The organism is Halopseudomonas phragmitis (genome assembly GCF_002056295.1).
Taxonomy (GTDB): domain Bacteria; phylum Pseudomonadota; class Gammaproteobacteria; order Pseudomonadales; family Pseudomonadaceae; genus Halopseudomonas; species Halopseudomonas phragmitis.
Map to the genome: position 1 here is coordinate 232,461 of NZ_CP020100.1, position 22,478 is coordinate 254,938.

The 22,478-nt window shown below is 55.7% G+C and carries 29 protein-coding genes; 11 read left to right on the top strand and 18 right to left on the bottom strand.

Annotated elements, in window-relative coordinates; genetic code table 11:
• Window positions 1–2 precede the first annotated feature (2 nt).
• Window positions 3–776: a lipid asymmetry maintenance ABC transporter permease subunit MlaE gene (mlaE, locus tag BVH74_RS01025; protein WP_080048291.1), complete on the bottom strand. Its 774-nt coding sequence runs from the start codon at window positions 774–776 to the stop codon at window positions 3–5.
• Between the two features lie 5 nt (window positions 777–781).
• Window positions 782–1,600, bottom strand: a complete 819-nt coding sequence (locus BVH74_RS01030; protein ID WP_080048292.1) for an ATP-binding cassette domain-containing protein — start codon at window positions 1,598–1,600, stop codon at window positions 782–784.
• A 205-nt stretch (window positions 1,601–1,805) separates the two neighbouring features.
• Here BVH74_RS01030 and BVH74_RS01035 point away from each other — a divergent pair, with 205 nt between their 5' ends.
• From BVH74_RS01035 to BVH74_RS01080, 10 genes are all read left to right on the top strand, one after another.
• Window positions 1,806–2,777, top strand: coding sequence for a KpsF/GutQ family sugar-phosphate isomerase (locus BVH74_RS01035; protein WP_080048293.1), 972 nt, complete (start codon window positions 1,806–1,808; stop codon window positions 2,775–2,777).
• Window positions 2,774–3,307 (top strand): KdsC family phosphatase, encoded by a 534-nt coding sequence (locus tag BVH74_RS01040; protein ID WP_080048294.1) that lies wholly within the window; start codon window positions 2,774–2,776, stop codon window positions 3,305–3,307. The genes BVH74_RS01035 and BVH74_RS01040 overlap by 4 nt, the downstream gene beginning before the upstream one ends.
• A complete protein-coding gene (gene lptC / locus BVH74_RS01045; protein WP_080048295.1) occupies window positions 3,304–3,885 on the top strand; it encodes an LPS export ABC transporter periplasmic protein LptC in 582 nt (193 codons plus the stop codon). Before BVH74_RS01040 ends, lptC begins: the two co-directional genes overlap by 4 nt.
• A complete protein-coding gene (gene lptA, locus BVH74_RS01050) occupies window positions 3,872–4,399 on the top strand; it encodes a lipopolysaccharide transport periplasmic protein LptA (RefSeq protein ID WP_080048296.1) in 528 nt (175 codons plus the stop codon). The genes lptC and lptA overlap by 14 nt, the downstream gene beginning before the upstream one ends.
• A gap of 7 nt (window positions 4,400–4,406) precedes the next feature.
• Window positions 4,407–5,132, top strand: a complete 726-nt coding sequence (lptB, locus tag BVH74_RS01055) for an LPS export ABC transporter ATP-binding protein (protein WP_080048297.1) — start codon at window positions 4,407–4,409, stop codon at window positions 5,130–5,132.
• A 131-nt stretch (window positions 5,133–5,263) separates the two neighbouring features.
• Window positions 5,264–6,760: an RNA polymerase factor sigma-54 gene (locus BVH74_RS01060; protein ID WP_080048298.1), complete on the top strand. Its 1,497-nt coding sequence runs from the start codon at window positions 5,264–5,266 to the stop codon at window positions 6,758–6,760.
• Window positions 6,761–6,850: 90 nt separating this feature from the next.
• The gene (hpf, locus tag BVH74_RS01065; protein WP_080048299.1) at window positions 6,851–7,159 is read left to right on the top strand and encodes a ribosome hibernation-promoting factor, HPF/YfiA family; all 309 of its coding nucleotides are present in this window, start codon (window positions 6,851–6,853) and stop codon (window positions 7,157–7,159) included.
• Between the two features lie 18 nt (window positions 7,160–7,177).
• Complete coding sequence (ptsN, locus tag BVH74_RS01070) at window positions 7,178–7,633, top strand: PTS IIA-like nitrogen regulatory protein PtsN (RefSeq protein WP_080048300.1); 456 nt, start codon at window positions 7,178–7,180, stop codon at window positions 7,631–7,633.
• A gap of 2 nt (window positions 7,634–7,635) precedes the next feature.
• A complete protein-coding gene (rapZ, locus tag BVH74_RS01075; RefSeq protein ID WP_080048301.1) occupies window positions 7,636–8,493 on the top strand; it encodes an RNase adapter RapZ in 858 nt (285 codons plus the stop codon).
• A 2-nt stretch (window positions 8,494–8,495) separates the two neighbouring features.
• Window positions 8,496–8,768, top strand: a complete 273-nt coding sequence (locus BVH74_RS01080; RefSeq protein WP_080048302.1) for an HPr family phosphocarrier protein — start codon at window positions 8,496–8,498, stop codon at window positions 8,766–8,768.
• A gap of 22 nt (window positions 8,769–8,790) precedes the next feature.
• On the opposite strand, the gene pmbA is transcribed toward BVH74_RS01080, so the two are convergent.
• Window positions 8,791–10,146 (bottom strand): metalloprotease PmbA, encoded by a 1,356-nt coding sequence (pmbA, locus tag BVH74_RS01085; RefSeq protein ID WP_080048303.1) that lies wholly within the window; start codon window positions 10,144–10,146, stop codon window positions 8,791–8,793.
• A gap of 103 nt (window positions 10,147–10,249) precedes the next feature.
• Here pmbA and yjgA point away from each other — a divergent pair, with 103 nt between their 5' ends.
• The gene (yjgA, locus tag BVH74_RS01090) at window positions 10,250–10,771 is read left to right on the top strand and encodes a ribosome biogenesis factor YjgA (protein WP_080048304.1); all 522 of its coding nucleotides are present in this window, start codon (window positions 10,250–10,252) and stop codon (window positions 10,769–10,771) included.
• A 54-nt stretch (window positions 10,772–10,825) separates the two neighbouring features.
• Here the strand turns inward: yjgA and BVH74_RS01095 are convergent, their stop codons facing one another.
• The 15 genes from BVH74_RS01095 to bioD form a co-directional block, all read right to left on the bottom strand.
• Window positions 10,826–11,311 carry a VOC family protein gene (locus BVH74_RS01095; protein WP_080048305.1) on the bottom strand — a complete coding sequence of 162 codons (486 nt, stop codon included), beginning with the start codon at window positions 11,309–11,311 and terminating at the stop codon, window positions 10,826–10,828.
• 85 nt (window positions 11,312–11,396) lie between these two features.
• Window positions 11,397–11,816 (bottom strand): GFA family protein, encoded by a 420-nt coding sequence (locus BVH74_RS19085; RefSeq protein WP_080048306.1) that lies wholly within the window; start codon window positions 11,814–11,816, stop codon window positions 11,397–11,399.
• A gap of 17 nt (window positions 11,817–11,833) precedes the next feature.
• Window positions 11,834–12,049 (bottom strand): DUF4287 domain-containing protein, encoded by a 216-nt coding sequence (locus tag BVH74_RS01105; protein WP_080048307.1) that lies wholly within the window; start codon window positions 12,047–12,049, stop codon window positions 11,834–11,836.
• A gap of 118 nt (window positions 12,050–12,167) precedes the next feature.
• The gene (locus tag BVH74_RS01110; RefSeq protein ID WP_218189160.1) at window positions 12,168–12,698 is read right to left on the bottom strand and encodes a hypothetical protein; all 531 of its coding nucleotides are present in this window, start codon (window positions 12,696–12,698) and stop codon (window positions 12,168–12,170) included.
• A 28-nt stretch (window positions 12,699–12,726) separates the two neighbouring features.
• Window positions 12,727–12,939, bottom strand: a complete 213-nt coding sequence (locus BVH74_RS18910; RefSeq protein WP_218189161.1) for a hypothetical protein — start codon at window positions 12,937–12,939, stop codon at window positions 12,727–12,729.
• Window positions 12,940–13,020: 81 nt separating this feature from the next.
• A complete protein-coding gene (locus tag BVH74_RS18725) occupies window positions 13,021–13,518 on the bottom strand; it encodes a DUF8453 domain-containing protein (RefSeq protein ID WP_155121676.1) in 498 nt (165 codons plus the stop codon).
• Between the two features lie 137 nt (window positions 13,519–13,655).
• Window positions 13,656–14,996 (bottom strand): hypothetical protein, encoded by a 1,341-nt coding sequence (locus tag BVH74_RS01115; RefSeq protein WP_231705554.1) that lies wholly within the window; start codon window positions 14,994–14,996, stop codon window positions 13,656–13,658.
• A 104-nt stretch (window positions 14,997–15,100) separates the two neighbouring features.
• Window positions 15,101–15,463, bottom strand: a complete 363-nt coding sequence (locus BVH74_RS01120) for an integrase core domain-containing protein (RefSeq protein ID WP_155121677.1) — start codon at window positions 15,461–15,463, stop codon at window positions 15,101–15,103.
• Complete coding sequence (locus BVH74_RS18730) at window positions 15,460–15,816, bottom strand: DDE-type integrase/transposase/recombinase (protein WP_155121678.1); 357 nt, start codon at window positions 15,814–15,816, stop codon at window positions 15,460–15,462. Before BVH74_RS18730 ends, BVH74_RS01120 begins: the two co-directional genes overlap by 4 nt.
• 146 nt (window positions 15,817–15,962) lie before the next feature.
• The gene (locus BVH74_RS01130; RefSeq protein ID WP_218189162.1) at window positions 15,963–16,268 is read right to left on the bottom strand and encodes a transposase; all 306 of its coding nucleotides are present in this window, start codon (window positions 16,266–16,268) and stop codon (window positions 15,963–15,965) included.
• 160 nt (window positions 16,269–16,428) lie between these two features.
• Window positions 16,429–17,646, bottom strand: a complete 1,218-nt coding sequence (locus BVH74_RS01135) for a hypothetical protein (RefSeq protein ID WP_080048309.1) — start codon at window positions 17,644–17,646, stop codon at window positions 16,429–16,431.
• 108 nt (window positions 17,647–17,754) lie between these two features.
• A complete protein-coding gene (locus tag BVH74_RS18735; RefSeq protein ID WP_155121679.1) occupies window positions 17,755–18,732 on the bottom strand; it encodes a hypothetical protein in 978 nt (325 codons plus the stop codon).
• Window positions 18,733–19,169: 437 nt separating this feature from the next.
• Window positions 19,170–20,975, bottom strand: a complete 1,806-nt coding sequence (locus tag BVH74_RS01140; RefSeq protein ID WP_080048310.1) for a phenylacyl-CoA dehydrogenase — start codon at window positions 20,973–20,975, stop codon at window positions 19,170–19,172.
• 300 nt (window positions 20,976–21,275) lie between these two features.
• Window positions 21,276–21,608, bottom strand: a complete 333-nt coding sequence (locus tag BVH74_RS01145; protein ID WP_080048311.1) for a flagellar basal body rod C-terminal domain-containing protein — start codon at window positions 21,606–21,608, stop codon at window positions 21,276–21,278.
• A 189-nt stretch (window positions 21,609–21,797) separates the two neighbouring features.
• Entirely contained in the window at window positions 21,798–22,478 is a 681-nt protein-coding gene (gene bioD, locus BVH74_RS01150) for a dethiobiotin synthase (protein ID WP_080048312.1), read from the bottom strand.

A 22,478-nucleotide genomic window follows, 5' to 3' on the forward strand; every position in this document is an offset into this window, starting at 1 on the left:
GATCAGAACATCAAAGCTGTAAGAATGAAATCAAGGCCGAGTACGGCCAACGAGGCATAAACTACGGTACGGGTGGTCGCCCGGCTGATACCCTCGGAAGTCGGCTCGCAGTCATAACCCTGGAATACCGCAATCCAGGTCACTACGAAGGCGAACACCACGGCCTTGGTCAGACCGTTGAGCACATCATGAGTAAACTGCACCGAGTTCTGCATGTTTGCCCAATAGGAGCCGGAATAAACTCCGAGCCAGTCCACGGCGACCATGGCGCCACCCCAAATGCCAACGACGCAGAAAATCAGCGCCAGCAATGGCATGGAAATAAAACCGGCCCACAGACGCGGCGCAATCACGTATTTGAGCGGGTCAACGCCGATCATTTCCATGCTCGACAACTGCTCGGTAGCCTTCATCAGGCCGATCTCAGCGGTCAGCGCAGAACCGGCACGACCGGCGAACAGCAAGGCGGTCACTACCGGCCCCAGCTCACGCAGCAGTGTCAGTGCAACCATCTGGCCGACGGCCTGTTCGGAACCGTAGTCCTTGAGGATGTTGTAGCCCTGCAGGGCCAGCACCATGCCGATGAACAGACCAGACACCACGATGATCGCCAGCGACAGCACACCCACGGCATAAAGCTGCTTGACCAGCAACTGGAAGCCGTTGCCAAAACGCGAGCGGCCGACCAGCGCGTTAAACAGAAACACCCCGGAACGGCCCGTCGCAGCCAGTACATCCAGACCTGAACGGCCGATCAGGGCCACCCGATCGATCATAGTCTTCACGCCTTGCGATCTCCTTTGAGCAGGTCATCCATATAACGGCTCGCCGGGAAGTGGAACGGCACCGGACCGTCCGGTTCACCCTTCATAAACTGGCGAATGCGTGGATTGTCCGAATTCATCAGCTCGTCCGGGCGCCCGTGACCCAGCACCTGGGTATCACCAACCACATAGATGTAGTCAGCGATGCTGGCGGTTTCGGTCAGGTCGTGGGAGACCACAATGCTGGTCAATCCCAGCGCGTCGTTGAGCAACCGGATCAGACGCACCAGCACGCCCATGGAGATCGGGTCCTGGCCGACGAATGGCTCGTCGTACATCATCAACTGCGGGTCCAGGGCAATCGCCCGGGCCAGTGCCACCCGCCGTTTCATGCCCCCGGACAACTCATCGGGCATCAGGCCAATGGCACCGCGCAACCCCACCGCCTGCAACTTCAGCAGCACGATGTCACGGATCATGTCTTCAGGCAGATCGGTATGCACCCGCAACGGGAAGGCGACGTTCTCGAACACCGACAGATCAGTAAACAATGCGCCACTCTGGAACAGCATGCCCATGTGCTCACGGGCCCGGAACAGGGCATCGCGCCCCAACTCGGGAATATTCTGACCATTGACCAGGATTTTGCCGCCATCCGGGCGTAACTGCGCGCCGATCAGACGCAAAAAAGTGGTCTTGCCGCAACCGGACGGGCCCATGATGGCCGTTACCTTGCCACGCGGGATACGGATATTGACCCGATCAAAGATGATCCGGTCGCCGCGCCTGAACGTGACGTCTTGCAGCTCGACGATGTAATCCGAAAACTCGGTCATAGAGGGACTCAGCCTTAAGTCTGGACGGATGTCGGCTAAAATGAACGCGGTAATATACCAGCTCCCCCCGCCCGGCCCAAGCCGCGCAACATCCACTTACCGATTATGCCCGCCGTGGCGGGCAGGGTCATAGCGCCAGAGCTGGTGAGTTGTCGCTCACAAACCGCTATACTGGCGCGCTAACCTGAATACCGATGGCGAGTTCATGTCCGATTTTGATTACATTGCCTCCGCCAGGCGCACCATTAGCCTCGAACGCGATGCGGTCGACAGCCTGCTGGCGCGCCTGGACGACACCTTTATTCGAGCCTGCGAGACCCTTCTGGCCTGTACCGGCCGGATCGTGGTAACCGGCATGGGCAAATCCGGCCATATCGGCCGCAAACTCGCCGCCACCCTGGCCAGCACCGGATCGCCGGCATTTTTCGTCCACCCCGGTGAAGCCAGCCATGGCGACATGGGCATGATCACCAGCGAAGATGTGGTGATCGCCCTGTCCAACTCCGGCAATACCGCCGAGGTCGTCACCCTGCTGCCCTTGATCAAGCGCCTGGGCGCACCACTGATCAGCCTGACCGGCAACCCCGAGTCGACCCTGGCCGAAGCCGCGGTGGCCAACCTCAACACCGGCGTCGAGCAGGAAGCCTGCCCGCTCAACCTGGCCCCGACCTCCAGCACTACTACCGCACTGGTCATGGGCGACGCCCTGGCCATCGCCCTGCTTGAGGCGCGCGGCTTCAGCGCCGAAGACTTCGCCTTCTCGCATCCGGGCGGTAGCCTGGGCCGGCGCCTGTTGCTGCTGGTTGACGACATCATGCATGCCGGCGAGCGCATGCCGCTGGTCAGCCCCGACACACCGCTGCGCGATGCCCTGCTGGAAATGACCCGCAAAGGCCTGGGCCTGACCGGGATCGTCGACGCCGAAGGCAAACTGGCCGGGATCTTCACTGACGGCGATCTGCGCCGCACCCTGGACCATGATGTCGACCTGCGCAGCGCCAGCATTGCCCAGGTCATGACCCCGCGCAGCAAGACCGTGCGCAAGGGCATTCTCGCTGCCGAAGCTCTGAAAGTAATGGAAGACGCCAAGATCAGCGGACTGTTCGTGGTCGACACCGAAGGCCGCCCGGTTGGCGCGCTGAACATGCACGATCTGCTGCGCGCGGGGGTAGTATGAACCTGAGTCACTCACAACTGCTTGAACGGGCCCAGCAGATCCGCCTGGCGATTTTCGATGTCGATGGCGTCCTGACCGATGGCCGGCTGTTCTTCATGCCCGACGGCACCGAGTTCAAGTCGTTCAACACCCTCGACGGCCACGGTATCAAGATGCTGATCGCCTCCGGCGTCGAGGTTGCAATCATCAGCGGCCGCCAGTCGCCACTGGTTGAGCGACGCGCCGCCAACCTTGGCATTCGCCACCTGATCCAGGGCCGCGAAGACAAGCTCAACGCACTGGCGGAACTGCGCCAGCAGGTACCGGTCGAACTGTCTCAGATAGCCTTTCTCGGCGATGACCTGCCAGACTTGCCGGTGATCCGCCGGGTCGGCCTTGGCATGGCGGTAGCCACTGCCGACAGCTTCGTTCGCGAGCAGGCCCACGGCATCACCCAAGCTTGTGGTGGCGCTGGTGCCGCCCGGGAATTCTGTGAACTGATCATGCACGCCCAGGGCACCCTGGACAGTGCAAGGGCCGCCTACCTGTGAAATTGCAACTGCCCCGCTACCTGCTAACCGGCGCGCTGGCCATCCTGGCTACCGTGGTGGCATTGGCTGTGGGCTATTGGAACATCGGCCTGTCGCGTTACACTCCGGCACCGCTGGTCACTGACCCGGCCCAGCCGGATTTCTTCATGGAAAATCCGCGCATTCTGCAGCGCAATGAAGAAGGCCGACCGCGCTACCGCCTGGAAAGCGAACAGGCCCGCCACCTGGCCAGCAACGACAGTACCGAACTAAGCGCTCCGCGCCTGCTGTTCTATCGTGAAGGCGAGGCACAACCGTGGGAAACCATTTCCCGCAAGGCCTATACCTACGATAACGCCGACCGGGTCGAACTGGTCGGCGATGTGCAGATCGAGCAGCGCCTGCCCGGCCAGCCGCGGCGCAAGCTGAGCACAGAGGCATTGACCGTGTTTCCGCCCCGTGATTACGCGGAAACCGACCAGGACGTTAAAATCGAGGCTGCCCGCGGCGTCACTACCGCCACCGGCATGCAGCTATACTTCAACGACGGCCGCGTAACGCTGCTGTCCAATGTACGAGGCCAACATGAGGTGCGCTAACCCTCTGCTGCTCACTGCACTACTGCTTACCCCTTCGCTGCCTGCGCTGGCACTGCCGAGCGACAGCGAACAACCGATTCGCATCCAGGCCAACAGCGCCACCCTGGATGATCGCAACAACACTGCGGTCTACACCGGCAACGTGATTGTCACCCAAGGCACCATGCGCCTGACCGGCAACCGGGTGACGCTCAATACCGATGCCAATGGCGAGGTCAGCAAAATCGTCTCGGTCGGCAGCCCGGCCACTTACCGGCAGACCCCCCGCGAAGGCCAGACGCCGATCAACGCCCGCGGTCTGACCATCGAATATCACGCCGATGTCGAACGCATCATCCTGATCGAGCAGGCCTTCCTCGAACAGGACAGCAACACCTTCCGCGGCGAATACGTCACTTATGACATTCAGCGCCAGGTAGTCGATGCCGGCCGGGCACCGGGCGCCAGCGGCCCCAGCGCCAGTGGCGACGAACGCATCGAAATCATCATTCAGCCGCGCAGACGCAGCGAGTAAGCCAGCCATGACAACCCTAGAGGCGCGCCACCTGGCCAAGGCCTACAAGGCCCGCAAGGTGGTCCGGGATATCTCGGTCACCATCAACAGCGGCGAGATCGTCGGCCTGCTGGGCCCCAATGGCGCCGGCAAGACCACCAGCTTCTACATGATCGTCGGACTGGTAAAGGCCGACGAAGGGCATATCCTGATCGACGGCAAGGACATCACCGCCCTGCCAATGCACGGCCGCGCCCGTCAGGGGATCGGCTATCTGCCCCAGGAAGCCTCGATCTTCCGCAAGCTGTCGGTAGCCGACAACATCATGGCGATTCTGGAAACCCGCAAAGACCTGAACCGCAAGGGCCGGCTGGGCAAACTCGACGCCCTGCTGCGCGAGTTCCACATTCACCACCTGGCCGACACCAAGGGCATGAGCCTGTCCGGCGGCGAGCGCCGCCGCGCCGAAATCGCCCGGGCCCTGGCCAGCGAACCCAAGTTCGTACTGCTTGACGAACCTTTCGCCGGGGTCGATCCGATTTCGGTCAACGACATCAAACAGATCATCCAGCATTTGCGTGACAAGGGGATCGGCGTGCTGATCACCGACCACAATGTGCGCGAAACTCTCGACATCTGCGACAAGGCCTATATTGTCAACGACGGCCATATCATCGCTGAAGGTGACGCTGAAGCTGTGCTGTCCAACCAGTTGGTCAAAGATGTCTATCTTGGGCACACCTTCCGCCTGTAAAAGCGCACACATTTCAGGCATGCTAGAGGCCTGTACGGTTTATTGGTTAACACCCGCCGCACAGGCCGACAGGGAGGGTGGGCCTGGCCTCGGAATGGTTAGACTCAGCGCATAAGGTATTTCGCCAAACAATGAAACCCACGCTCGTCCTCAAGATGGGGCAGCAGCTGACCATGACCCCTCAGCTGCAGCAGGCCATTCGACTACTCCAGCTATCCAGCCTCGATCTTCAACAAGAGGTTCAAGAGGCCATGGAGGCCAATCCGCTGCTGGAAATGGCCGACGATGGCGATGACGACTATCCCAGCGCCAGCCAGGAAAACGGCCTCGACAGCGACGACGCACCAGCAGTCACTCTGCCCGAGCCAGTCGAGCTTGACTCCATCAGCCCGCACAGCGACGACGAAGGCAACTGGAACGAACAGATCCCCAACGAGCTGCCGGTCGATACCCAATGGGAAGATGTCTACCAGACTTCGGCCAGCTCACTGCCCAGCAACGATGACGAAGACTGGGACTACACCTCGCGCACCGGCACCGGCGAAACCCTGCAGAGCCACCTGGAATGGCAGCTCAACCTGCTGCCGATGTCCGATACCGACCGCATGATCGCCACGGCCCTGATCGATGCGATCAACGCCGACGGCTATCTTGAAGAAACCCTTGAAGAGATTCTGGCCTCCTTCGATCCGGAACTGGAGATCGAACTGGACGAGGTCGAAATGGTCCTGCACCGCATTCAGCAATTCGAACCGGTCGGCATTGCCGCCCGCGACCTGAGCGAATGCCTGCTGCTGCAACTGCGCCAGTTGCCAAGCGACACCCCACTGCTCGAACAGGCGATGAAGGTGGTCAAGGATCACCTGGAACTGCTCGGCAACCGCGACTTTGCCCAGTTGATGCGCCGCACCCGGCTCAAGGAAGACCAGTTGCGGGTGGTCATCGCCCTGATCCAGACCCTGAACCCGCGCCCAGGCGCGGAAATCGCCTCTGGCGAGCCGGAATACGTGATCCCCGACGTGATCGTGCGGCGCGACAACCAGCGCTGGATCGTCGAACTGAACCAGGATGCCGTGCCCAAGGTCCGGGTCAACGGCCACTACGCCTCGATGGTACGCCGAGCCGACAGCAGCGAAGACAACACCTACCTGCGCAACCACCTGCAGGAAGCCCGCTGGTTCATCAAGAGCCTGCAGAGCCGCAACGAAACCCTGATGAAAGTTGCCAGCCAGATCGTCGAGCATCAGCGCGGGTTCCTCGAGCACGGCGAAGAAGCCATGAAGCCTCTGGTCCTGCACGACATCGCCGAAGCGGTAGGCATGCATGAATCGACCATCTCGCGGGTCACCACCCAGAAATACATGCATACCCCGCGCGGAATCTTCGAGCTGAAGTACTTTTTCTCCAGCCACGTCAGTACCAGCGAGGGCGGCGAGTTCTCCTCCACCGCTATCCGGGCACTGATCAAAAAGCTGGTTGCAGCGGAAAACCCGAAGAAACCATTGAGCGACAGCAAGATCGCTGGTTTACTTGAAGAACAGGGGATCCACGTAGCCCGACGGACCATCGCAAAGTATCGCGAGTCATTGAACATCGCCCCGTCGAGCGAACGAAAGCGTTTGGTTTAACCCATACAGATCAATGAATTCGGTAGTAACAAGTGGCAACATGGGTACCACACCGGTACCCGGTAACAACAGCCAACCAGGAGAAGCCGTATGCAACTAAACATTAGCGGTCATCAACTCGACGTCACCGAATCCCTGCGCGACTACATCAACGAAAAAATGGCCCGCCTTGAGCGGCACTTCGACAGGATCACCAATGTTCAGGTGACCCTGGAAGTCGAGAAGCTGCGCCAGAAGGTCGAAGCCACCCTGCACATCGCCGGGGGCGAAGTGGTCGCCAACGCCGAGCACACGGATATGTATGCAGCGATTGATTTGCTTACCGACAAGCTCGACCGGCAGCTGATCAAGCACAAGGAAAAACACCTGGATCGCCAACAAGGCGCCAACGACCGTTAATCCCGGCCCAACAGAGTCATGCAAATAACCCACATACTGACCCCCGAGCGCACCTTCTCCGGTGTGCAAGGGGGCTCGAAGAAACGTGTGCTGGAGCTGATCGGCAAGCTGATTGCCCAGCACACCGACCTCGACGCCGACACTATCTACGAAAACCTGATTGCCCGGGAAAAGCTGGGTTCGACCGGCTTCGGCCACGGCATCGCCATTCCCCACTGTCGGCTCACCGGCTGCGAACAGGCCGTTGGCGCCTTGCTGCAACTGGAAAGCAAGATCGATTACGACGCTCTGGACGGCGAACCGGTAGACCTGATTTTCGTATTGCTGGTCCCCCAGGAAGCCACCGAGCAACACCTGCAGATTCTCAAGATGCTGGCCGAAAAGCTTGACCAGGCCGAGCTGCGCGAAGCACTGCGCAAGGCTCCGGACGCCAGCAGCCTGTACCAGACAATGGTCGGCAGCGACGGGAGCTAAACATGCGTCTGGTTGTGGTCAGTGGCCGTTCCGGCTCAGGCAAGAGTACCGCCCTACACCTGCTGGAAGACAACGGCTACTACTGCATCGACAACTTGCCAGCCGGCCTGCTGCCAGAGCTGGCCAAGGAAGCCAACAACACCGAGCTGAACCTGCCCAAGGTGGCAATCAGCATCGATGCGCGCAACCTGCCCAGCGACCTGCGGCGCTTCCCCGAGTTGCTCAAGCAGGTCCGTGACGCCGGCATTCGCTGCGATATTCTGTTCCTTGCCGCCACCGACGAAGTGCTGATCAAGCGCTTCTCCGAGACCCGGCGCAAACACCCTCTGACCGACAGCAGCCACTCGCTGGCCGAGGCCATCGCCGAAGAACTGCGCCTGCTTGAGCCGATCATCGACCTGGCCGATCTCAAGATCGACACCAGCCACCTGACCCTCTATCAGCTGCGCGAACAGCTCAAGCAGCGGCTGCTCGGCAGCGATGCCAAGCAGCCCTCGATTCTGATTCAGTCATTTGGTTTCAAACGCGGCGTGCCGGTCGATGCCGACCTGGTTTTTGACGTGCGCTGCCTGCCCAACCCGTACTGGAATCCTGACCTGCGGCCCTATTCGGGCAAGGACCAGCCGGTCTGCGAGTTCCTTGAGGCCCAGCCGGATGTTCAGGAAATGTACCAGGACATCTTCCAGTTCCTGCAAAAATGGCTGCCGCGCTATGCCGCCGGCGAGCGCAGCTACATGACCATCGCTATCGGCTGCACCGGCGGCCACCACCGCTCGGTCTACCTGGCCGAACGTCTGGCCCGGGAACTGGGCGACACCAGCACCAACAACCTTATCCTCCGTCATCGCGACCTGCCCTGACCATGCCGACTACCCGCGTTCAAATCATCAACAAACTCGGCCTGCACGCCCGCGCAGCCGCCAAATTCGTCGGCGTCGCCAGCCGCTACGGCTGCCAGGTAAAAATCGGTCAGAATGAACAAAGCCAGGTCGATGGCAAAAGCATCATGCAAGTGATGATGCTCGCCGCCAGCAAAGGCAGCGAAGTCAGCATCACCTGCGAAGGAGAACAGGCCGAGCAGGCTATGGAAGAACTGCTGGCCCTGATCAATGATTATTTTGGCGAGGGTGAATAGATTCAGGCACTGAAGCCGGGGCCTACGCGCCGCCCACCGTCATCCCATCCACCAACCAGCTCCCGGTCAGATAGTTGCCGCGCCGCTCCACATCGCTGCCAACACAGCGCAATTGACGGAACATATCGCGCAGATTACCGGCAATGGTGACCTCCTTGACCGGATGCACGATCTGGCCATTTTCGACCCAGAACCCACCAGCACCCCGTGAGTAGTCACCGGTCACCCCGTTGACACCCTGCCCCATCAATTCCGTCACCAGCAGCCCCGTGCCCATTTCCGCCAACAGCGCATTCAGATCGCCGGCATTGCTGGTAATGTGCAGATTGTGAACCCCGCCGGCATTGGCCGTACTGGGCAGACCGAGCTTGCGTCCGGAATAGCTGCTGAGCATCCAGCTCTTGAGTACCCCATCCTCGACGAAGGCCTGCTCCCGAGTGGCCAGCCCCTCGCCATCGAAAGCCGCACTACCCAATGCCCGCAGCAGATGCGGGCGCTCATCGACCGTCACCCAGGCAGGGAACAGCGGCTTGCCGAGGGCATCAAGCAGAAAGGTCGACTGGCGATACACCGCACCACCGGCAATCGCCCCCATCAGGCTGCTCAGCAGACCGGCGGCCTGATCGGCCACAAACAGCACCGGCACCTTGGCGGTCTTGATCGAGCGCGCCCCGATCCGCGCCAACGCCCGTTCGGCCGCCTTGCGCCCCAGAGCATCGGCCGCAGGCAACAGCTCAGCCTGGCGATCAACGCCATACCAGTAGTCGCGCTGCATACCCTCATCGCTGTTGCTGATCATTACCGCCGAAACACTGTGACGGGTACCGAGCGAACTGCCAATAAACCCATGGCTATTGCCATACACCCGGCAACCCTGCTGACTGCTGACGTGAGCCCCGTCGCTGACCAGCCGGGTATCCAGCGCCAACCCGGCCGCCTCGCAGGCCAGCGCCCGCTCAATGGCCTGTTCAGCGCTCAGTTGCCAGGGGTGGTAAAGGTCCAGATCCGGCAGATCCCTGGCCATCAGCTCAGGATCACCAAGCCCGGCATAGGGGTCTTGTGAAGCATGCCGGGCAATCGCCAGCGCCGCTTCCACTGCTGAACGAATCGCCCCATCGGAGGTATCCGAAGTGCTGGCCGAGCCCTTGCGCTGGTCCAGATAAAGAGTGATACCAAAGCCCTGATCACGATTGAACTCGACCGTTTCCACCTCGCCCTGACGCACGCCAACCGACAGCCCGGTATTCTGGCTGACCGCCACCTCACAGGCCGACGCGCCCTGGCGGCGAGCCTCGTCGAGAATAAAGGCCACACGCTGCTCCAGATGCAGGCGCAAGCCTTGGGGATCGTCGTGTTGTACGGCGGGATTGGCAGTCATGTCACCTCCTGATAATCAGGCCCCTAGTCTACCCCATCCAGAGCCGGACAGCCGTCCCGCAACCGGGTATCATATTGGCTGATTCAATACCAACGGTATCACGATGACCGAGTTTCACGATGAACAGCAGTTTGATGAGGACGAAGGCGTCAGCAAGAGTCAGGTCAAGCGCGAACTGCAAGCCCTGCGCGACCTGGGCCAACGCCTGCTCGAGCTCAAGCCGGAACAACTGGCCAAGCTCGAACTGACCGACAAACTGCGCCTGGCACTGGCCGAAGCCCACAGGCACACCGCCCGTGGCGCGCTCAAGCGCCACATGAGCTTTGTCGGCAAGCTGATGCGTGATCAGGATATCGAAGCGATCCAGGCCTTTGTCGACCGTCTGGACAGCAGCAGCCAGGCCCACGCCCAGCACTTCCACCAGCTCGAACGCTGGCGCGACCGCATCCTCAGCGGCAACCCGGACGAACTGGAAGCCTTCATCAGCAGCTATCCCCAGGCCGCCAGCGAGCGCCAGACTCTACGCCAACTGACCCGTCAGGCAGCCAAGGAAGCCAAGGAAAACAAACCACCAGCCGCCGCCCGCAAGGTCTTCAAGCTGATCAGAACGCTGGTTGAAGAGTAAGCACAGCCGTCCCGAATAACTCGTTTATTCGGGAACTGGGCAACGAAGAGCGCTTCATCCACGCAGCGCCGCCTCGATCGCAGCAATGTCGATCTTGCGCATTTGCATCATCGCCTCGAAAACACGCTTGGCCGTAGCGGGATCGGGGTGCATGAGCGCCTGGGTCAGGACAACCGGCGTTATCTGCCAAGACAACCCCCACTTATCCTTACACCAACCACATTCGCTTTCCTGGCCACCGTTTCCAACAATCGCATTCCAATAACGGTCCGTCTCCTCCTGGTCCGTGGTTGCGACCTGAAACGAGAACGCCTCACTGTGCGTGAACTCGGGACCACCGTTAAGCCCCAGACACGGGATACCCATAACGGTGAAATCAACAGTCAGCACATCCCCCTTCTTACCCGCCGGATAATCTCCCGGTGCGTAGAGGACTGCACCGACGGATGAGTCAGGGAAGGTATCCGCGTAGAAGCGCGCGGCCTCTTCCGCATCGCCGTCGTACCAAAGGCAGATGGTGGTCTTGGCTGGTGTTTTCATGTCTTTGCTCCTGTTCGGCTCTGGGTATCACACCTGGTAGTCGCACGGAGAAAGAGCGAATCGACATGCCCGGCAAAGAAATGAGCTACAACAACGCCTTGAGGGCTTCCAAACTATCGGGCCCGCCCGCCAGCCGCACACAACCCTTTGCCTCCTGCTCCCATGAAGCAGCAGAAGACAGATGCAGGTGAACAGCAACCCGTGACGCAATCTCTCCGCTTAGCAGACCGGCAGGCACCCAGATCCAGCCTGTATCACGCAGCACGTTGGGCACAGGACTGCCACAGACCGAACAAAAATCACTGCGGTAGCCGGTTGGTTTTTGAAATGAACTGATCCTGGATTCGCCGGCAACCCACCGGAAGCACTCTTGCCGCACAAACGTAGCGGCATTGGCTGTAGACCCAGTAGCCTGACGACACAGAGAACAATGACATTGATAGAGATTCGGCAGATCCCCTTCTATCTCAAAAGCCACCTCACCGCAGAGGCACACACCCTTCATGGATCATTAACTCCCTGCTATGCCTTTTGCTGCGCACGATGGTATGCAACAAGCGCATTGGCGTGACCATGACCAATGCTGTGCTCCGATTTAAGAAAAGCCACTTGCTCCATATGTTTACGCTCTTTCACAGAGTCAAGAATGGCAAACCAGTGAGCAACGGGCTTTCCATAGGCCTTCTCAATAGATGGAAAGTAAGAGGCAGGCCCTTTGACTTTCGTTTCGGCTGTCATATTGAGTCCTCAGGTTTTGGTGTAGGAAGCATAGCGGCAGGGGCGGAAGGCTGGTAGTTAACGTTCGGCTCTGGGGCTGCATGGAGCGAAGCGTAATGCAGCCCCTAGCAGCCGTTTGTTAAAACGACTTATCAGCACGCTCGAACTCTTTTAGCATTTTAATACCCATGTAAATTGCTTCATGCGCATGCCCTTCTGATATTTTTTGACCATGAATAGCAGCGTTGCATACCTTTAGAATGTAGTCGAATGAACTATGCAAACCTTGGCATTTAGGGTATTGATTAACAAATTCACGGAATAACTGCCTTGCAGACATGTATTTTGACTTCATTGATAGCGGATCAGCGGTCTGTGTTCGCTTTCCTAGAATCTCTCTAAGAGATTTCTCCAACTCTATTCTGAGCCTAGCAAGTGCAAAGTTAGGATCATTTCCTGATTGGTTAAGATAAGCTTCCAGCTCATCCTCCACTTCCTCAGGAGACTCCTGATTTTTCAATGTTGCATTAAGTTCTTCTTTTGCTTCCTGAACCTGCTCTCTTCCGGGAAAATGCACATTAACTGTTTGATTTACCGTGTTAGATATTGCAGTTATCATGTCACTACAAACATTAAGGAATTGTCGAGTCTCTCCTTTAAATTCTGCCACTTCAGTCTTAACCTGGGATATCTCTTTCTCAAAAGCCAGAAACTTTCCAAGACTTATCTTTTTGCCATAGGCAGAAGCAAGAAAAGATCGCTAAAACCAGTAATGTCAGCGAAGCAGTGCCGATATCTTCTTTTGGCGGAAAACCGATGCCATATAGCCCCATAAGAAAAAGCCCGACACCAACTAATCTACATAGAAATGGAAAAATGTCGAATAGAAATATTACTTTGAGTTTTTCCACCGAACTTCCTTGTTGTTTTAACGCCTGTAGCTGCGACAAATTGCGAGCGCAGCGAGTAATTTGTCCGACAGGCTACACTTGTTAGCCATTGCTAGAGTAGCCCTTACCCCAGGATGTTTGGGCAAAGCCAGCATCGTCAGCGAGCAGCAGCCGCAGTTTGTTTGAAAATGATCGACCAGTTAGATCAAAGTACTTGATAGTAACTGGAATCTCTGCCCCAGCGCTCCATGAGTCCGATTGACCAAGGTGCCAAAACGCATTCGAAGCAGACCGCCCATTTGCAAGGACGGGAATGTAGATATTGCTAAAGAAGCAGCGCTGCGCATCTACGGGAATTGCTTGTTGGATTGAAGCCGCCTTAACATGCGCTTCCTCTGCAATAAGTCGAATGTCACGGGCTGGTCGATTGCCCGTATTTTCAACTAGAAGGTTAAGGACAATACCACCCTCTCCGCCAGATACAGCAGTAATACGAGCCGTTACCAGAGGTCTATTAACTTGGCGCCATGAATAGACAGCAAAGAATAAAGACACAATTGCGATTGCTGATGAAAATATGCTGATGTAGATCGGTGTCATGATGTTCTCACGGAGCTATTCTGAGGGCTAACGCCGCGTTCTGCGGCAAATTTGGAGCGCAGCGAAAAATTTGTCCGGCAGCAGAGCATTGTTAGACCTGGATCTACAAAGGAGTAAGGTCGGAAAAAGATTCATCACTAGATAATCCTGAATGCCTTTTCATCATCAAGACCATCATAGCTCTGCAACCTCACCGCACTCTCAATCAATACGATTCTCGCTAGGTAGGCGGCATGCTTACGCTCAGCAGCAAATGACTCTAGCCTGTCGTAATGGGTGCCGTGCAGTATCTGTGATCGACCATGGTCATAGATGTCTTTTATTAATTGTTTTAAGGTTCGAGGTCGACTGCCTCCTATCACCTGTACATCGCCATCTGTACCGGTTAAGTGAACAACCATATCTCGAATGCCGACATTTTTTCCGCCACAACAGAGTACATCCAGGCAGGTTCCAAGCTTGGCCAATGCTATGGTATCACTTGATTCTCGGTTGCCCTCACCAAACCAATCTAAAGCCGTGGCCCATCGGTTGACAAGCTTAGGGTGCGGGTGATTCCCTGGATCGACCAACCCCTTTAGGATTGCTTCAAATGCCGGAATGATTTCATTCATATCAGTCAATGCTTGTACTACCCTTTCAGGGGATAGCGAAGGAAACCGCCCCCCGAGCACGCTTCCGGGTAACCAAAGGAACCCGTTCGTTTCGATTAAGCTATCGCTACCAACAGGCGGCAAACGCTCATCTTGCAGTGCCTGCTGGAGGAAACACTCGGGCGCACCAATTCCCAAAGAAACTGAGTCAAGTGCCGTCTTGCTGACGAGCCTAGCTAGTTTGCGTGAGAACTGACGCTCATACCCATAAATGGTTACTTCGACTAAGGCTGGACATGTTGAGACGGCCCTGTAAACGGCACCTGCCAACCCTTCCAATAGCGATTTGTCTTTAGGTTGCTGCAGAGCACTATTGAGAATTTCCTTCCAGCGATGATTCGCCTCTGGTTGGTTCAAATATCGGTCTTTTCCATTCTCGGGAAAGTCGACCTTATCTATCCAGTCAGCTCTACTTAAGATAGTTACTGGGCCGAGCGAGAAAGGGCCATTTCTCTCCATGCCCAAAGTCCACGCTGGGAAATAGTGCGTATGCTCATTGGTAATTTTCGCGAGCCTCTCTTCGATGAGCGATTTCAAGCTAGCGATCAAGTTGCCCGCGTCGATTCCATCAAAACCTAAAAATCTTTCCTCAGCATGCAGATCAGCAACTGCTTGGCGGACTATCTTATAGTATTCTTCGGGCTCGATCTTAAGTGAGTTCTTTGGTCGATTTTGATGGAGAGTGCTTGAGAACTGCCAGAGAGCTTCCCTTGCCTTCTGGGTAAAGTATCTCTGCATGCCGTTGTCGGCAGTTACAAAATCAGGAATGCCGACTTCTTCGGACCAAGGTTCCGCTCCCTTGTGCACGCGATCCAGCTCGTCCACTAAAGTCTTTAGCCCCGTCTTTAACTCCATTTTTCCTCGCTGAATATTCCATTGACTCTTGCTAGTCTACTGATGCTGGTCCTGCCCACGAAAAGTAGACACTGTTATGCGCATTTTCGCTCAAACTCTGCTGGGCTGATGTTGCCTAGAGCAGAGTGTCTCCGTTTACGGTTATAAAAAATTTCGATGTACTCGAAGATACCGGATCGAACCGCCTCGATGGAAGCATATTGCTCGGCATAGATCAGCTCGACCTTGAGCCGGCTGTAGAAGGACTCCATCACCGCGTTGTCCCAGCAGTTACCCTGGCGACTCATGCTGGGCAAGCAGCCCCGGGAGCGGACCATATCCAGATACTTCACCGAGCGGAATTGCACCCCTCGATCCGAGTGAATGATCAGCCCAGGCTGAAGGTCCCGGCTTGCAAACGCCATCCTGAGTGCACCCATCACCAACTTCTCCGTCATCGAGCTATCGAGCTATCGAGCTTCCAACCCACGATGGCCCGCGAATAGAGGTCCATCACCGTCGCCAGATAGAGCCAACGCCCGTTGACCCAGATATAGGTGATGTCTGTCACCCATTTTTGATTAGGCCCCTTCGCACAAAACCGGCGGCGCAGCAGGTTTTCTTCCACATTGGCCATTGTCGGGCTGGCGGAGCGGTAGTGAAAGCCTTTGCCATTACGCGCCCGAATGCCGCGTAAGCGCATGATGTTGGCTACGAGGTTCTTTGAGCAAGGCAGTCCCGCTGCCTTCAGTTCATCAACCAGCCTCGGGGCCCCGTAGCGGGCCTTATACTGCGCAAACAACTCAACCACCTTGCACTCAACCTTTTCGCGGTGTAGCTGCCTAGCGCAAGGTGGACGCTTCTACCACTTGTAGAAGCCTGACCGAGACACTGACAGAGCCCGACACATCAAGGTAACCGGGTATTGCCCCAGATACTCTGCAATGACGACGTACTTCACTCCTGGTGCTTCGCAAAGTACGCCGCAGCCTTTTTTAGGAATTCATTTTCCTTCCGAGCTTCATTCAGCTCACGCTTGAGGCGGCGTACCTCTTCTGATTCCTTCCTGGAATAATCAACACCATCCATCGTGTTGAACTGCTTTTCAGACAGACGAGTGAACTGTCGGCGCCAGTTGTAGATCTGGCCGGGATGCAGCTCCAACTCCTTGGCAACCGATGCCGCCGTATTGCCGGGCTGGTCTGCTCGGCGTACGGCTTCCCGGCGAAATTCCTCAGTATATGCGTGCCGCTTCTTGGCCATGTCACACCTCCTGCTAGGGGCTACCTAACTATAGAAGGTGTCTACTGCTCATGGGTAACTCGGATGCCTAACGCCTTACACACCGGTTTGGTATAGTTGGCAGTTTTTTTGCGCAAGCGAAAAAGGTGACGAATTTACCAAATCCGCGTGCTGTAACTTGTTAGGCATTTTGTAGCTGTTCAAGAAGCTCACCTTCTATTTCTTTTAGCATAAATTCCTCGTTATCTAAAAACCATTTTAGAGAGATAAATTCCAGCCCTAATCTTCCAACATAGTGCTCAGATGCAATATAAAAAAAGGGCTCTTCATAGCCATCAATCATCTTAGAAAAAATAAATCCTGCATCTTCAGACATCACGATATCTAGATCGTAACCAATGCTTTTAAACATCGACTTAAGAATAGAACCATCAACAACAACAAATAAGTACACCTCACCAGCTAAAAAACGGTACAAAGAAGCAGCATCTTTTATAGATAGCGTAAATGGATAGTAATTATCCCATCGACCATCAGTTTTGGCTTGGTTTAGCATATAAACCAAAGGCTCTTCAATTCCGTTGAATAGATTATCATAGTCGGTAACTACCCCTGTTTGAATGCCCACATAGTGCAGCCCTGGCTCAGGGCAAACCCTGCAGAACTTATCATCAAAAAGGGAACGAATAACCTCATTTATTGCTGAGTTATGATGTTTCTCTTCTTCTGGGAATGCCACACGTTTCATGCTGTCTAGGCCACCAATCGACCCTACATCGCTTTCAAAATAACTATGTATTTTATCTATTGACTCAATTTGTCGCTTTACTCGCTTATTCGTGTTTGAACTAGACTTAACCTCAATCACATGAGGGTCACTTGCACCTAGAAGGCAAATATCACCATGCCTTATCGAGTTGGTGATATCACAAAGGATAGCAGGAACATTGTGCTCAGTGGCACTCATGACTAATTGCCATTCCTTCTCTATTCCTTCTTTCCCACCAATATACCCAGACGTTTTTTTTATTTCTGGTGAATCCACTTCAAAGATAAGCCGCTTGAGATTCCATTTACTAACGTACTTAAAAACAATGCCATCACCAAAACATCTCCAAACGTAAAGCAGGAATTTATAGCCAGATAATGATTTCTTTACGCTTGAAATCTTTGATTTAATTTCAATAGAGCGCTCTTTACCATTCTTGTTTGATCTCAGGGATTTTTTTAGCCCTCCTAGCTCCGCTTTCTTTTTATTTATTCGTACCTCTGTACCCAATATCCTTTCAAGAATGTATTTTTGAATTTCCAAAAGCGGAGAGAAATCCTCACTTGATGGATCAATTGCATCAAGCATATCCTTTAAGGCAAAAATATGCCTCTTATAGTATTTCAACATGCTAAGGTTTGAATCCACAGATCACCTAACGCCTAACGCCGCGCTTTGCGGCAAGTTTGGAGCGCAGCGGAAAACTTGTCCGACAACAGCGCTTTGTTAGGTTCCATCTCAAATAATCCCCTTTGATTGCATCCAAGCCATCATGTTTGCAAAATTCTGAGGCTCTGGGATTCTTGACGCTGCTAGCATCCTGTGAACTCGCTGCTCTCTTTTCGCTGGATCAGATGGTAGATTATTCCATTTGGGGTTGTTAGATACTAAGTTTCGAATTCGCTGCTCAAGAATAGCTTCACTGGCCATAGCAACAGATAGGGCTGCGTCAAATGTACAGATTAATTTCCGAACAATTGTTGCGAAATTAATGCAGTCCTTTAAGTTCAACTCGATACTTTGACCAAGTGTTTGGCTCGGCAATATAAAATTATTACGAAACGGTGAAGGTTTTACTGCTTGGATTGTTGCCAATTCGGTATGCTTGTCAATTATATCCTGCGTCACAACACCCTCTGAGTGAATGAATGAATTTCTGCATTCTTTGAAAAACCTATACGCAAGCAAATGTTGATCTATGAAAGACCAGCAATTTAAGTATGATTTTTTTAGGGTCGGAAGAAATTCATCCTTCATCAACGTCGATGCGGAAGTATTAGCTTCATTCACAGCAACTGGATAGCCTGATACCTGTCTATTTGCCCTTACGCCAGAAGGAAATTGAATTGCTTTTGCGTTCCTTTCATAAGTAGATGAGGAGAATAAATCCTTACAGACTTTTTCTGCCCAGCCCTCATATAAAGTACACACATCAAACAAAATCCATCGAGAAAAATCTTTTTCGTGTTCAGCCCAATCTGTTTTCACAAATAATTTTTTGAAGTCAATTCCACCGGGCATAGGCAATCCCGCAAGAAATTTATTTTCAATTTCACTGATATGTAGATCTGGAAACTGGGTATTAAAACCTCTCACTTGCCACCAAAGTTCACGTAATCCTGCATAGCTCCCCCAAATAAAGCTGAAAACATCACCTAATCGGTTGTCTACACTTTGAGTCGACGAAAAAAAGAATGCTGGCTTTGAACTGGGCATAATTTAAGTACCTAACAGTGAAGTGGATCGACAGCTTTATGACCACATATCGTTGGCTTCTCTATGATTGCTGTCCTCCCCAACACAGTCGAGCGAAAAACCCTCATACATTCAGCCCCTTAGCCAACTCCCCAAACACTCTAGCGTAATCGCTTGGCTTCTCTGTTTCATGCACACAATCATGCCCTGGCGCACGCTGGGCGCAGGGTTTTGCATGGGATTCAAAGGTGCATGGCAGGGCAAGGGCTGCTCTGCTGCGGATTGCGTGTCCGTGCTGGGTCATGCTGACCTCCTGTCGATAATGATTTGAAGATAAACCGTTATCGCGTGAAGGCCAAGGGCCATTTTTGTGGCTGAGCGCCCAAACCTGGGCAACAGAAACACAAAACCCCGGCCAGGTAACCCGGCCGGGGTTTTGTTGAGGCGCTGCGCGGGGCTTAGTAGCCCAGAGCGAAGTCTTCCTCGGCCATGTCCATCAGGTTGTCAGCACCGGACAGGATGGCTTCAACATGCGCGCGGGTACGCGGCAGGATGCGCTGGTAGTAGAAGCGCGCAGTCTGCAGCTTGGCCTTGTAGAAGGCCGCGTCGTCAGTACCGGCAGCCAGCTTCTCAGCGGCCACGCGGGCCATGTCAGCCCAGAAGTAGGCCAGGCAGACGTAACCGGAGTACATCAGGTAGTCCACCGAAGCGGCACCGACCATCTCGCGGTCTTTCATGGCAGCCATGCCGATCTTCATGGTCAGGTCGGCCCATTCCTTGTTCAGCTGAGCCAGCGGCGCAACGAACTCTTTGACCGAGTCGTTGGCTTCCTGAGCCTGGCAGAACTTGTGGACGATCTTGGTGAAGCCCTTGAGTGCTTCGCCCTGGGTCATCAGTACCTTGCGGCCGAGCAGGTCGAGGGCCTGGATGCCGGTGGTGCCTTCATACAGCATGGAGATACGGGCATCACGCACGTTCTGTTCCATGCCCCATTCGGCGATAAAACCGTGACCGCCGTAGATCTGCACGCCGTGGTTGGCGGCTTCGAAGCCGACTTCGGTCATGAACGCCTTGGCGATCGGGGTGAGGAAGGCCAGCAGCGCATCAGCGGCTTTCTTCTGCTCCGGGTCCTGGCTGTTCTTGACAATATCCACCTGCTTGGCGGTGAAGTAGACCATTGCCCGGTTGCCTTCAGCAAAGGCTTTCATGGTCAGCAGCATGCGGCGTACATCGGGGTGAACGATGATCGGGTCAGCAGCTTTCTCGGGCGCCTTGGCACCGGTCAGAGCGCGCATTTGCAGACGCTCGCGGGCATACTTGATGCCACCCTGGAAGCCGATTTCGGCATGGGCCAGACCCTGCAGTGCAGTACCCAGACGGGCGGTGTTCATGAAGGTGAACATGGCGTTCAGGCCCTTGTTCGGCTCGCCGATCAGGAAGCCGGTGGCGCCGTCGAAGTTCATGACGCAAGTGGCGTTGCCATGGATACCCATTTTGTGTTCCAGCGAGCCGCAGGATACGCCATTGCGCTCGCCCTTCTCGCCATTGGCGTCGGGCAGGAACTTGGGAACGATAAACAGGGAGATACCCTTGGTGCCGGCCGGGGCGTCGGGCAGGCGGGCCAGAACGATATGGACGATGTTCTCGGCCATGTCGTGCTCACCGGAAGAAATGAAGATCTTGGTGCCGGAAACCTTGTAGCTGCCATCGGCCTGCGGCTCAGCCTTGGTGCGCAGCATGCCCAGGTCGGTACCGCAGTGCGGCTCGGTCAGACACATGGTGCCGGTCCACTGACCGGAAACCAGCTTGGTCAGGTAGACGTGCTTCTGCTCGTCGCTGCCGTGGGTGTCGATGGTATTCATGGCGCCGTGCGACAGGCCCGGGTACATACCCCAGGACCAGTTGGCCTGGCCAACCATTTCGCTGATCGCCAGACCCAGCGACTCGGGCAGGCCCTGACCACCGTGCTCAACGTCATGCGCCAGGCTCGGCCAGCCGCCTTCGACGAACTGCTGGTAGGCTTCCTTGAAGCCAGTCGGGGTCTTGACGCCTTCCGGACTCCAGGTGCAGCCTTCGGTGTCGCCAACGCGGTTCAACGGAGCAATCACCTGCTCACAGAACTTGGCGCCCTCTTCCAGAATCGCATTGACCATATCCGGAGTGGCGTCTTCGCAACCCGGCAGACTCTGATAATGTTCTTCGTAACCCAGAAGTTCATCACGCACGAAACGGATGTCACGCAGGGGAGCCTTGTAATCTGGCATGGCACTTGACCTCGACGGTTGTTACGGGATGCGACAGCCTGTGGCTGCAATTATGTTACGGGGCCTTTGAAAGTCATCTGCACAGGCAGCTTTCAAACGCGTGTTTGAAACATACGTTTACGCCAGCACACTGTCAACCCCTCGTGAATGTCCGACCATAAATAATTTGTAAATGGTGCGCGCCTGCCCCAGGACTCAGCGTCAGGCCAATGGAGCAGACCAGAGAAAAGCAGAAGGAAAACGAGAACTGCTGCGCGGAGGTATCAGCGCAGCAGCAGGGAATTCAGAGGGGTAAAAAAATCAGGCAGTTACATCCAGCAAGGTGCCCAGCACCTCATCGGCGGTATCGATCACCGAGGCGCCAGCTTCCACTTCACGCTGAGCCAGTTGCAGTTCAACCAGGCTGTCGACCAGATTGACCGGGCGGCTGGTTTCCACTGCAGTGGTGGCCACGGGTTGAGGGTTGGCCGGTTGTGCCGGTACCGCCTGGGCTGCGGCCGGATCGTCGGGCAGGGCCAGGCGGGCGATATCGTTCGCTGCTCCGGTCATCCGTTGCTGGCCCTGACGCACACTGTTCAGGCCAGAGGACATTACATCAAGCATGGCCATAGGCTGGTCCTCAGGTAAATTCATGCAGGAGCCTCTGAAAAACTACCTACGTTGGCAATACGGCGTTAAAAACGACCTCAAAATGCTCATTTACCACATGTAAACTGCGCTTTTTCGATCGTTTTTGCCTTGTCTTGCCTGCCTCGCCGACGTTTTTCAGAGGCTCCTGTTTAACCATTCAAGCACAATCGGCCAGCCATGGGTAGTTTTGCCTCACAGCAGTGGGGTCAGATCCAGACATTCGGCGACCCAGCGGCTATCAACCTGTTCCAGCCAGGGCACTTCTCCCAGGCACGGCGCCGGCAGCAGCTTGCGCAGGGTTTCCAGGTTTTCCCGCGGGCGGCTCATGTTCGGATCGACCTGATTGGCCACCCAGCCGACCAGCCGTAGCCCGCTGGCGGCGATTGATTCGGCGGTCAGCAGGGCGTGGTTGATACAACCCAGACGCAGCCCCACTACCATGATCACCGGCAGTTTCAGATCAACGGCCAGTTCGGCCAGAGTCTGTTCCTCATTGAGCGGCACCTTCCAGCCGCCGGCGCCTTCAACCAGCGTCAGATCGGCATTGCGGTCGAATACTTGCAAACAGGCGCCAGCCAGCAGCTCGACGCTGAGCCCGACATTTTCCTCACGGGCGGCGATATGCGGGGCAATGGCCGACTCCAGGGTAATCGGGTTGACCAACTCGTAGGCCAGCGGCGGATGACATTCAGCCTGCAGCGCCAGCGCGTCATCATTGCGCAGACCTTCGGCGGTGCGTTCACAGCCAGCCGCGACCGGCTTGACCGCTGCGGTGGTCAGGCCCGCCTGGCGGGCGGCATGCAGCAGGCCGGCGGCGATGGTGGTTTTGCCGATCTCGGTATCGGTTCCGGTTACGAAATAGCGTTTGGACAT